The sequence below is a fragment of the Streptomyces sp. NPDC026538 genome, from assembly GCF_055567535.1.
This window is the reverse complement of sequence record NZ_JBVHQG010000006.1, coordinates 293,237-304,581: the sequence shown is the minus strand read 5'-3', so window position 1 is coordinate 304,581 and position 11,345 is coordinate 293,237. Positions and strand designations below refer to the sequence as shown.

Here is an 11,345-nt window from a genome sequence, read left to right as displayed (position 1 = left end):
CACGTGCCAGGCGCCACCATGCAACTAATCGACAATCGCTTGCAGGATCCGTACTAAAGGATGGAAGGAGGCGTCCAATGCCTTGTCCGGCCGTCCTGTCGCGCCTAATGTCCCGGTACGCAGCGGCACGGCCCGTTCCCGGCGTGCTGCCGTGCACCGAGCTGCCCTCGGTGACCTCCGCTCCCAGAGAAACGAGAATCCGATGGCGCGGTACACCAACCACGTGGCTGCGGAGCGGTTTTGGGGCCGTGCGCGAAGACCGGCTCGGACGCTCGTGGCGCTGACCGCGGCCGCCGCCGGACTCGTGCTCGGGCTCGGCGCTCCGGCCCCGGCGGCGTCGGGGCACGGCGGCCGGGAGGGCACCCCGACGGTGACCCGGGCCGGGCTCGATCCCGCCCTAGTCGCGGGGCGGGGCGCCATGGTGGACTTCGTCGAACAGGAGGCGGAGAACGCGGCGACGACCGGCACCGTCATCGGCCCCGACCGCACCGCCTACACGTTGCCCTCGGAGGCATCCGGCCGCACGGCGGTGCGCCTGAAGCCGGGCCAGTACGTCGAGTTCACCCTGCCGCGCGCGGCCAACGCTCTCACCGTGCGGTACAGCATCCCCGACGCTCCCGAAGGCGGTGGCATCACCGCGCCCCTCGATGTCTCCATGGGCGGCGGCCACCGCACCACGATGACCCTCACCTCGCAGTACTCCTGGCTCTACAACCAATACCCGTTCAGCAACGACCCCCAAGGCGACCTGCTGCACCCCGACTGGTGGATCACCGAATGCGGTTGCGTTCCCGCCGCCACCAGCCCGACGCCCACCATCGACAAGCCGTTCAGGCCAAGCCACTTCTACGACGAACAGAGACTGCTGCTCGGCAAGCGGTACGCGGCCGGCGACACCGTCCGCCTCACCGCGCCCAAGAACAGCACCGCGGCCTGGACCGTGATCGACCTGCTCGACACGCAACTCGTGGGCGCGCCGCACGTCGAGAAGCACGCCGCGAACGTCATCGCGTTCGGGGCCGATCCCACCGGCCGGCGTGACGCGGGCGACGCCTTCGACCGGGCCATTGCCTCCGCCAGGAAACACCACCTCAAGGTGTACGTGCCGCCGGGCACGTACCAGGTGAACCGTCACATCACCGTGGACGACGTGACGATCGTCGGGGCCGGCAGCTGGTACACCATCGTCAAGGGCCACCAGGTCACCCTCGACACGCCCGCCCCCGACGGCTCGGTTCACACCGGTGTGGGCTTCTACGGCAAGGACGCGGCGGACGGCGGCAGCCACGACGTCCACCTGTCAGGCTTCACCGTCGAGGGCGACGTACCCGAACGCATCGACACGGACCAGGTCAACGCCATCGGCGGGGCACTCAGCGACTCGACGATCGACGGCCTCTACCTCCACCACACCAAGGTCGGCATGTGGTTCGACGGCCCGATGACCCGTCTGCGCGTCACCCGCACCATGATCGCCGACCAGATCGCCGACGGCCTCAACTTCCATACCGGCGTGACCGATTCGAGTGTCTCCGACACCTTCGTCCGCAACACCGGCGACGACGGTCTGGCCATGTGGTCGGAGAAGACGGGCGACGCGCGCAACGTCTTCGCCCACAACACCGTGCAGACCCCGGTCCTCGCCAACGGCATCGCCCTGTACGGCGGCACCGACAACACGGTCACCGGCAACCTCATAGCCGACCCCATCAGAGAGGGCAGCGCCATCCAGGTCGGCTCCCGGTTCGGCGCGCAGCCGTTCGCCGGACAACTGAAGATCACGGACAACACCACGGTCCGTTCAGGGCCGTTCGAGCTCAACTGGAAGATCGGCCTGGGAGCCATCTGGTTCTACGCCCTGGAGCGGGACATCGACGCCGACATCCAGGTCACCGGCGACCATTTCCTCGACAACACCTACAACGCGATCATGCTGGTCTCCGATTTCCCGGTCAAGGACAAGTACGCGATCCGAGGAGTCCGTTTCAAGGACATCCGCGTGGACGGCACCGGCACCTCCGTGCTCAGCGCCCGCTCCGCCGGAGCGGCGTCCTTCGAGAACGTGGACGCCCGTAACGTCGGCGCGGTCGGCATCAACAACTGCGGATCCTTCAACTTTCCGCCCTCCGGCTCCGAGTTCGCGGTGAACGACCTCGGCGGCAACGACGGAGGTGGCACGACCGGCCCCTGGCTGGCGTCGTGGGAACTGCCGAACACCATCACCTGCGACGACCGACCCCCGGTGGCCCCGCCACCGGCCCCGGCACCTTGGTGAGACACGCCGGGCGACGTATGTCGGGTGAGTGCCTGTTTCACATGCTCAGGTCGGCCCGGGCCGGCGGCCTCGCCGCCGATGCGCGCGGCTCCGCCGCCCCGCGGGTCGCGGGGCGGCGGGTGGTGACACGGCGCCTCGACGGTGGCGCGCGCGGGCGGTCAGTCCCGTCCGGCGCGCGGCAGGACCTGGACCGTGTCGCCGACGGCACGCTCGCCGGTGGTGTCGGACGTGACGTTGACGAGGCTGCCGTCGACGGCCATGGCGCTGGAGCCGCCGCCGTCCAGGTTGAGTGCCTGTACCGCGCCGAGTGAGCGCATGAACCGGGCGGCCTCCGCGAGCGTGAAGCCCTCGCTGACACCGGGCTGCCGGCCGTCGACGGTCACGAGCAGCAGCCGCCCGCGACCGTCGACGCCGGCCAGGGTGCGCGGCTGGCGCACGTTGGACCAGGTGAACCCGAAGGAGAGGTCGAGCGGGTCGAGTGTGCCCTCGGCGGCTGCGTCGACGTGGACCCGGCCGTCCTCGACCAGGGTCGGGGCCGCGCTGACGATGCTGTCGTCGGGACCGAGCCGGACCTGCCTGCCCGAGGCGTCCCGCACCGTCTCCCGCAGCTCCAGCCGGCTGCCCGTCCCGGCGTGCTCGGTGAGCCAGGCGCCTGCGGCCCCGGTGCCCTGGAGGACCGAGCCGCCCGCGGGCACGGAGCCGCCCCGGACACCACGCGATACGACGACACCATGCCGGTCGAGGACCACCTGGACTCCGGCGCCGGTCGGCAGCGGCGCCCCGAACTCGGAGGTGAACTTCACCAGGTCGTCCGCGAGCGAGCAGGTGACGTCCTGGCGGGGGAGTGGGGTGGGCACGGCGCCGGGGCGGCCGCAGTTGCGCACCTTGCCCGGGACCCGGTTGATGCCCTCCACCGCGCGGACGGCGGAACCGGAACGGACGGTCACGCCGGTGGACAGGTCCGCGACCCGGACGTGCCGTCCACCGTCGGCGAGGATCAGCGCGGCACGGGAACCGGCCGCCATGGACTGCAACTCGCCGCGCACCGCGGACAGCCCGGCCGAGGTGCCCTGGACGCCGTCCGCGTCGGAGGTGACGAAGAATCCGCCGTTGACGCCGACCAGGGAGCCCAGCCGGGCGGCCACCGTGGAGGTCTTCTCGCGGTCGGCGGTGTCGCCGCCGTCGCTCACCTCGATCGTGCCGCGCAGCCGGGCCGGATCGACGACGGCGACATGGATGCGTTCCGCGTCGGCGCGGCGGCGTCCGTCGTAGCCCGTCCACTCGACCGAGGTACGGAATCCGGCGGCCGACATCGCCGAGGCCCGCGTCACCGCCTCGGCCTGTGTGGCGTACCGGCCGACCCTGACCTGCCACCCCATCGTGCCGTGCGGGGTGTCGGCGTACTGGTCCCACGTCACCCGCTCGACGCGCGGCGCGAATCCCGCGTCCCGCAACTGCCCGGCAGCGGTGTCGGCCCAGCCGCGGTCACCCAGCGGGGCCCAGGTGGCGGCACCCGTGAGGCGGTTGACGGCCGGAGCCTGGACGGTGACGGTCCATACTCCGGCGGCCCGCGGGTCGCTGAGCACCCCGGTACGGACCTCGACCCCGGGCGCCACGTACCGAGTGGTCCACGCGACGGCATCCGCGGCGGTGTGCGCGGCGGGGTCCGCGGTCCGCGCGTTCGCGCCGGCCGGCGGAACGAACGCGAGCAGGGCCAGGGCGGTGCCCAGCACGAAACCCCGTCCCGCCTTCCGGCGCACTCCCCGCACCGCGTACCCGAACGTCTCGGCTCTGACAGACATGCCTCTCCTGACGTACGACTCGGCTTGTGCGGCGCCACCTGTCATACCCGCCCCGCCCTGCCATCCCAGACCCACACGAAGGCCCCTGCGTGAAGTGGCGGACACGTGGTGGAAAAGCCTGTCTTACATCCGACACACCCTCATGTCCCGCCCTGTGAGCGGGCATCCGCCCCCGCGACCTCCCCGTACCGTGCACGGCTGACCGGAAGCCGCGTCGCTCACCGTGCCCCGCGCTCCGCGTGCTCCCTGTCTGTGCGGCCGGAGAAGGCGCGGGTGAGTGAAGGCGGCGCGGCGCCGTGCGTACGCCGTGCCCGGGAAGACCCCGCCCTCAGATATGGACGGCACGTTCATTTCGTGGTTATATGAACGAGCCGTTCATTTGGAAGCGCCTGAAAAGGAGACCCCCATGAGCACCCCCACCACCGACCGTGTCGCACTGGTCACCGGAGGCTCGGGCGGCATCGGCCGCGTCGCCGCCGAGCGGCTCGCCAAGGACGGTTTCGCGGTCGCCGTGCAGTACGCGGGAAACAGGACCAGGGCCGAGGAGACCGTGGCCGCGATCACCGCCGCCGGCGGCAGGGCCCTGGCAGTGGGAGGCGATGTCGCCGACGAGAGTGCGATGGGCGCGGCGTTCGACGCGGTCGAGTCGGCCTTCGGCGGCATCGACGTGGTCGTGAACACCGCCGGCATCATGATCCTGGCACCGATCGCGACGCTCGACCTCGCCGACCTGGACCGGATGCACCGCACGAACATCCGCGGCACCTTCGTCGTCTCCCAGCAGGCGGCACGCAGGGTCCGCCCCGGTGGCGCGATCGTCAACATCTCGACCTCGGTGGTCCGCACCCAACTGCCGGGCTACGGCGCCTACGTCGCCAGCAAGGCCGCGGTCGAGGGCCTGACCCTCATCCTGGCCCGTGAGCTGCGCGGCCGGGACATCACCGTCAACGCCGTCGCGCCAGGCCCCACCGCCACGCCGCTGTTCCTGGACGGTAAGGACGACGCCACCATCGCCAACTTCGCCAAGGCGACCCCGCTCGAGCGGCTGGGCCGGCCCGAGGACATCGCCGACGTCGTCTCGTTCCTGGCCGGCCCCGCGCGCTGGGTCAACGGACAGGTCCTCTACGCCAACGGCGGACTCGCCTGACCCCTGCCGCGCGCGCACCACCCTGCCCCTCCACCGCCACTGCGGAAAGGAACCACGTCCATGTCCACCACGGGCAACGTCGTCGTCGTCACCGGCGCCTCCAGCGGTTTCGGAGCACTCACCGCCCGTGCGCTGGCGGACGCCGGCCATACCGTCTACGCCGGCATGCGCCGGACCACCGGCCGCAACGCTCCCCAGGTCCAGGCCGCCGCCGACTACGCCGACGGGCACCACGTCGACCTGCGGTCCATCGAGCTCGACGTGAATTCCCAGCTCTCGGTCGACACCGCCGTCGCACACATCGAAGCCGAGCACGGCCGCATCGACGTGCTGGTCCACAACGCCGGGCACATGGTGACCGGGCCGGCCGAAGCGTTCACCCCCGAGCAGCTCGCCGAGCTCTACGACGTGAACGTCCTGTCCACCCAGCGCGTCAACCGCGCCGTGCTGCCGGGCATGCGCCGGCGTGGACAAGGACTGGTGCTCTGGGTGTCCAGCAGCAGCGTCAAAGGCGGTACCCCGCCCTACCTCGCCCCCTACTTCGCGGCCAAGGCCGCCATGGACTCCCTCGCGGTGTCCTACGCCGGCGAACTCGCCCGCTGGGGCGTGGAGACCTCGATCGTCGTCCCCGGCTCGTTCACCAGCGGCACCAACCACTTCGCTCACTCCGGCCACCCCGACGACACCACCGTCGAGGCCGAGTACGAGAGCCGGTACCCCGGCCTGATGGACCAGGTGGCGACAGAGCTCGCCGCCCTCGCCCCCGAGGACGCGCCCGCGTCGCTCGTCTCCGACGAGATCGCCCGCATCGTCGCCCTGCCCGCCGGACGGCGCCCCCACCGCGTGCACATCGACCCCGCCGACGACGGATCCGAGGAGGTCTCCGAGACCGCCGACCGTATCCGCCGCGACTTCCTCACCCGCATCGGCCTTGCCGACCTGCTCGCCGTTCAGAGCTGAAAACCCCTGGCCCGGGACGGCAGGGGGACGTCACGCCTTGCGTCCCCGCCCCACTCGCGGAGGCACCTACCATGAGCACCATCGAGATCCCCGCCGCCATCCAGACCTTCGTCGAGGCGACCAACCAAGGCGACGCCGAGGCGTTCGCCGCCGCGTTCACCCACGACGCCGAGCTCGACGACTGGGGTCGCGAGTACCACGGCCGTGATGGCGTGCGCGCCTGGGACCGGACCGACGACATCGGAGTACAGGCACACTTCGCGCTGGACGCGATCGAGCCCGGCACGTCATCCGACACCTATGTCGCCACCCTGACCGTGACCGGCAACGGCCACAACGGCACCGGCCCCATGACCTTCCGCCTGCGCGACGGGCTGATCGCGAGCCTGCGGATCGCTCCGTGACACCGCGCGTGCCATGACACGCGCGGACTCGACGCGGGCAAGCGCCCACCTGGAAACCGACACGACACGACCCCGGCAACCGAGCAGGAGCACACATGGCGAACGACGCGAACCGACCCGCTGCCGGGGAGGGCAACGCTCGCGGACGGGGGCGCCGGCCGGCGGACGAGGTCCGGGCAGACGTACTGCGCACCGTCGGGGACCTGCTGCTCAGCGAAGGCGTCGGCGACCTCACCTTCGAACGTGTCGCCCGGGCGTCGGGCGTCAGCAAGACCACCCTCTACAAATGGTGGCCCTCCAAAGGCGCGCTCTCCCTGGACGGCTACTTCCACGCCGTCGAGGACACGCTCGCCTTCCCCGACACCGGGGACATCCGCGCCGACCTGCTCGCCCAGCTCCGCGCCTTCGCCAAGGTCATGACCAAGACCCCGGGCGGTCGCATACTGGCCGAACTCATCGGCGAGTCACAGACGGACCAGGACCTGGCCACGGCCTACCGGAAGCTGTACTCGTCGCAGCGGCGCCGGCTGGCGGGACAACGCCTCCACCGCGCCCAGGAGCTCGGCCAGATCCGCACCGACGTCGACGTGCAGATCCTCGTCGACCAGCTCTGGGGCGCCGTCTACCACCGGCTGCTCATCCCCGACGAACCCGTCACCGACGACTTCGTCATCGGCCTCGTGAACAACCTGCTGGACGGAGTCCGCTCGAAGTAGTCCGGTGATGAACCCGGTGACAGCGGCGGGAATGCGGTCCGCCGCCGTCCGAAAGACGGCGGCGGACCGTACCCCTCTCATGGATGACGGCGGACCGCACCCTTTTCACACACGGCGCGGGACACTCGGCGCGGCGCGGGGAGGCGTTCGCCGATTCCGGGCGGCCGTCAGGCGCAGCCGGCCGGGGTGGCCCGTGAGGCGTCGGAGATCAGCGCCTGTTGGGCCGTCCTGAGCCGCTGGACGTCGGGCTTGACGACCTTGCGGTCGTACGTCAGCAGGCCGTTGAGCTCACCCTCGACGTCCGAGATCTGGGTGTACACCGCACCGTTGCCGCCCCTGCAGGCCAACGCGTGGACCTCGGCGAGCTTGGCCAGGTAGTCGTCGGTGTAGGTCGCCGGGTCGACGTCGACGTACGACTGCTGCACGGACCAGGCGTGTCCCGGTACGGCAAGGCCAAGGCCGCCGTACTCGCCGCTGACCAGGGCACGTCGGCCGTCGGGGTGGGGCGGCAGGGCCGGACTGGGATAGCCGTGCTCGTCCATGATGTCGCCGGTGCCGCCGTCCTCGCCGAGGTTGAGCCCGGACATGGAGTTGACCAGCCGGGTCGGGTCCCAGGACTTGGCCTGGTCGGCGATGCGAGCCATGTCGTACTGGCCCCAGCCCTCGTTGAAGGTGACCCACATGACGACCGACGGGCTGCTGTAGTGCTCGTCGATCATCTGCTTCATCTCGCGTTCGTACTCGGCGCGCGCCTGAGTGGACGGGCTCACTCCGGCCGTCATCGCGGGCATGTCCTGCCACACCATCAGGCCGAGCCGGTCGGCCCAGTAGAACCAGCGGTCGGGCTCGACCTTGATGTGCTTGCGCACCGCGTTGAAGCCCATGCTCTTGTGCATCTTCAGGTCGTAGGCGAGAGCCTCATCGGTCGGGGCGGTGTACAGGCCGTCCGGCCAGAAACCCTGGTCCAGAGTGGCCATCATGAAGACCGGCTTGCCGTTGAGGAGGGTGCGCGGGACACCGTTCACCTTCTCGACCCTGACCGACCGCATCCCGAAGTAGCTGCCGACACGATCGGCTCCGACGCTCACCTTCAGGTCGTAGAGGAACGGGTCGTCGGGCGACCACAGACGCGGGTTCCGGATGCGCAGGGTCAGAGGCGTGCCGCTGCGGCCGGTGACGGCGGCCACCTTGCGCTTGCCCTCGTAGGCCGTCGCCGTGACCGGCAGGCCGTCGCGGACGCCCTGCGGCTCGACGGCGAGAGTGCCGGCGTTGACGTCCGGGGTGAGTTTGAGCTGGTCGACGTGGTCGGCGGCCACCGGTTCCATCCACACCGTCTGCCAGATTCCGGAGGTCGGCGTGTACCAGATGCCGCTGGGGTCCAGGCGCTGCTTGCCGACCGGCGGGTTCTCGCCGTCGGCCGCGTCGGTGGGGTCGTAGACGCCGACGATCAGCTCCTGGGCGCGGCCGGGCTTGAGGGCGTCGGTCACGTCGGCACTGAACTTGTCGTATCCGCCCTGGTGTTCGGCGACCTTGGTGCCGTTGACATAGACCTCAGCCCGCCAGTCGACCGCGCCGAAGTTCACCCGCAGCCTCTTGCCGGAGCCGATCTTCCAGCCGGCCGGGACGGTGAAGGTACGCCGGTACCACATGCGGTCCTCGTGCCGTTCGAGCCCGGACAGCTGCGACTCGACGGGATACGGGACGAGGATCTTCTCGCCGAGCCTCTTGCCCACCGGCGGCTGTTCTCCCGCCGTGGCCGCCGCGAACTGCCAGGTGCCGTTGAGGTTCTGCCAGGCCTTGCGCGTGAGTTGAGGCCTCGGGTACTCCGGGTGGGCGTTGCCCGGCCCGACCTTGTCGGCCCACTTGGTGCGCAACTCGTACGTCGACCTGTTGGCACCGCTGCTCCAGAAGGAGCTGACAACGTTGCCAGCCGTGCCGGTCAGGCCGCCTTGACCGTCGTAGCGCAGGTCGGCGAGGCCGGACGCGGTGCCGGTCTTGTTGCCGACGACGGGCTCCTTCAGCGTGATCAGCAGCTTCCGGGGGTCGGTGGAGTCCAGCCGGGCCTCGCCCAGGGGCCAGGTGGCGCCCCCGATCACGGCGTCGAGGTGCTCGCCGAGACCGGCCGGCGGCGCGCTGAGCGGCTGCGCGAACTCGAGGGCGAGGGTACGGCCGCTCGCCAGGACGGCGGTGGAGACGGCTCCGTCGTAGTCGTAGCCGTCGGGCAGCCGGAACGCCGACTGCGGTACGGCGGTCTTGGTGCCGCCGGGCGGGGTCCAGCGCAGGTGGAGGTTGGAGCCGCCGTAGTGCTCGAAGTACTCGACCTTGATGTCGTAGGCCTTGTTCGCTGTCAACTCGACCGGCTGGCCGGTCTGTTCGCGGTCCCAGTCGTCGACCCAGTGGTCGATGACGAGCTGCCCGTCGACCCAGAGCCGGAAGCCGTTGTCGCCGATGATCGAGAAGGTTGTGGGGCCGGTCTTCTCCGGGACGATCTTCCCGGTCCAGCGGACGCTGACGTCGTCCGACTGGCCGGTGGCGAAGTTCAGGCGCGGCTCCAGGGTGTCGAAGTCGAGGTTCGGGTCGAACCCGGTGGCTTTGAGCTCGTGGAAGTCGAAGGCGCCGGGGGCGGACTGGGTGTAGTACTCGCCCTTGAGGCCGTGGACTTCGACGGGATCGTCGGCCGCGGTGGCGGCGGGTGCCGCGGTGAGGCCGGCAAGGCCCAGTGCCGCGGCGAGCAGTAGGGCGAGGCGTTGTCCGAAAGGTCTGATGCGCACGAATCCTCCTTCGGTGAGGAAGGGTGGCGGCTCGTTGCTTCTGTCTGTACAACGTTGGAAGAACGGCAGTTGGCATGAGAGCACGGCTCTCGGCCTCTGTCCAGGGGCATGACAATCCCCAGGGCGGGGCACTCATCGACGCTGAGGAGATCCCTTGCGGGTCAGCCTGAGGGACGTGGCGGAACGCGCGGGCGTTTCGATCAAGACCGTGTCCAACGTGGTGAACAACTATCCGCACGTCACCCCGGCCATGCGCGCCAGGGTGCAGGCGGCGATCGACGAGCTGGGCTACCGGCCCAATCTGACCGCGCGGCATCTGCGCAAGGGCCGGACGGGGATCATCGCGCTCGCCGTTCCCGAGCTCGGCAACCCGTACTTCGCGGAGCTGGCCGGCGCCGTGATCGACGCGGCCGCGGAGCACGAGTTCACCGTCCTGCTCGACCACACGCGGGGCGAACGCGAACAGGAGATCCTGGTCAGCCAGGGATTCCGGGGCGGGGTGATCGACGGGCTGATCCTCAGCCCGCTGACCCTGGAGGCCGAGGATCTGCAGGGCCGGTCCGCCGACGTACCGCTGGTGCTGCTCGGTGAGCGCGAGTACGGGCTGCCCTTCGACCACATCGCGATCGACAACGTGGCGGCGGCCCGGTGCGCGGTGCGTCATCTGCTGGGCCGCGGCCGGACCCGGATCGCCTACCTCGGCGCGCGCACCGACTCCGTGAACCAGCCCGCCCACCTGCGACTGGACGGCTGGCGCGCGGAGTTGGCGGCGGCCGGGGTGCCCGCGCCGGACAGCCTGGTGGTCCCGGTCGGCGGCTGGGACCGGGACGACGGGGCGCGTGCGATGGCCGAGTTGCTGGACTGCGGAGTACGTCCGGACGCCGTCTTCGCCTTCAACGACCTGATCGCGATCGGGGCGATGCGGGTGCTGCACGAGCGGGGTCTGCGAGTGCCCTGGGACGTGGCGGTGGTGGGTTTCGACGACATCGCCGAGGGGCGCTTCGGCGCCGTCACCCTGACGACGGTGTCGCCGGACAAGCAGGCCATCGCGAAGATGGCCGTGGCCTCGCTGCTGCGCAGTCTTTCGGGCCGCGAGGAGCCCGGCGGACGCGAACTGACGGCGAAGTTCGAGCTCGTCGAGCGGGAGAGCACCCTGGGCCGACGGTGACGAGATTTCGGACGGAAGGCTTTACACGGCTCTTCCAACGATGTAAAAACCTCCCCTGAACGACGAGCACGCCGAGTTGACGCAAGAGCAAGCCTCCCCGAG

The 11,345-nt window shown here is 70.4% G+C and carries 8 protein-coding genes; 6 read left to right on the top strand and 2 right to left on the bottom strand.

Annotated features, from left to right (window positions below; genetic code table 11):
• Positions 1-202 precede the first annotated feature (202 nt).
• On the top strand, positions 203-2,275 hold the full coding sequence (locus ACZ4N4_RS25180; protein WP_467592302.1) for a glycosyl hydrolase family 28-related protein: 2,073 nt from the start codon (positions 203-205) through the stop codon (positions 2,273-2,275).
• 158 nt (positions 2,276-2,433) lie between these two features.
• Here ACZ4N4_RS25180 and ACZ4N4_RS25175 read toward each other — a convergent pair whose 3' ends face one another.
• Positions 2,434-4,077, bottom strand: coding sequence for a phosphodiester glycosidase family protein (locus ACZ4N4_RS25175; RefSeq protein WP_467592300.1), 1,644 nt, complete (start codon positions 4,075-4,077; stop codon positions 2,434-2,436).
• A gap of 406 nt (positions 4,078-4,483) precedes the next feature.
• On the opposite strand from ACZ4N4_RS25175, the gene ACZ4N4_RS25170 reads away from it, so the two are divergent.
• The 4 genes from ACZ4N4_RS25170 (at position 4,484) to ACZ4N4_RS25155 (ending at position 7,304) form a co-directional block, all read left to right on the top strand.
• Positions 4,484-5,224, top strand: coding sequence for an SDR family oxidoreductase (locus ACZ4N4_RS25170; RefSeq protein WP_467592297.1), 741 nt, complete (start codon positions 4,484-4,486; stop codon positions 5,222-5,224).
• A 60-nt stretch (positions 5,225-5,284) separates the two neighbouring features.
• Positions 5,285-6,184, top strand: a complete 900-nt coding sequence (locus ACZ4N4_RS25165; protein WP_467592294.1) for an SDR family oxidoreductase — start codon at positions 5,285-5,287, stop codon at positions 6,182-6,184.
• Positions 6,185-6,255: 71 nt separating this feature from the next.
• Positions 6,256-6,588 carry a nuclear transport factor 2 family protein gene (locus ACZ4N4_RS25160; protein ID WP_467592292.1) on the top strand — a complete coding sequence of 111 codons (333 nt, stop codon included), beginning with the start codon at positions 6,256-6,258 and terminating at the stop codon, positions 6,586-6,588.
• A gap of 95 nt (positions 6,589-6,683) precedes the next feature.
• A complete protein-coding gene (locus ACZ4N4_RS25155; RefSeq protein ID WP_467592290.1) occupies positions 6,684-7,304 on the top strand; it encodes a TetR/AcrR family transcriptional regulator in 621 nt (206 codons plus the stop codon).
• Between the two features lie 167 nt (positions 7,305-7,471).
• Here the strand turns inward: ACZ4N4_RS25155 and ACZ4N4_RS25150 are convergent, their stop codons facing one another.
• Positions 7,472-10,075 (bottom strand): PA14 domain-containing protein, encoded by a 2,604-nt coding sequence (locus ACZ4N4_RS25150; protein WP_467592288.1) that lies wholly within the window; start codon positions 10,073-10,075, stop codon positions 7,472-7,474.
• Between the two features lie 154 nt (positions 10,076-10,229).
• On the opposite strand from ACZ4N4_RS25150, the gene ACZ4N4_RS25145 reads away from it, so the two are divergent.
• Positions 10,230-11,243: a LacI family DNA-binding transcriptional regulator gene (locus tag ACZ4N4_RS25145; RefSeq protein ID WP_467592286.1), complete on the top strand. Its 1,014-nt coding sequence runs from the start codon at positions 10,230-10,232 to the stop codon at positions 11,241-11,243.
• The last annotated feature ends 102 nt before the right edge of the window (positions 11,244-11,345 follow it).

Excerpts from the sequence above, each read along its gene's own strand:
- ACZ4N4_RS25155 (WP_467592290.1), top strand. The coding sequence starts at position 6,684 with ATGGCGAACGACGCGAACCGACCCGCTGCCGGGGAGGGCAACGCTCGC.
- ACZ4N4_RS25170 (WP_467592297.1), top strand. The coding sequence starts at position 4,484 with ATGAGCACCCCCACCACCGACCGTGTCGCACTGGTCACCGGAGGCTCG.
- ACZ4N4_RS25175 (WP_467592300.1), bottom strand. The coding sequence starts at position 4,077 with ATGTCTGTCAGAGCCGAGACGTTCGGGTACGCGGTGCGGGGAGTGCGC.
- ACZ4N4_RS25160 (WP_467592292.1), top strand. The coding sequence starts at position 6,256 with ATGAGCACCATCGAGATCCCCGCCGCCATCCAGACCTTCGTCGAGGCG.
- ACZ4N4_RS25180 (WP_467592302.1), top strand. The coding sequence starts at position 203 with ATGGCGCGGTACACCAACCACGTGGCTGCGGAGCGGTTTTGGGGCCGT.
- ACZ4N4_RS25165 (WP_467592294.1), top strand. The coding sequence starts at position 5,285 with ATGTCCACCACGGGCAACGTCGTCGTCGTCACCGGCGCCTCCAGCGGT.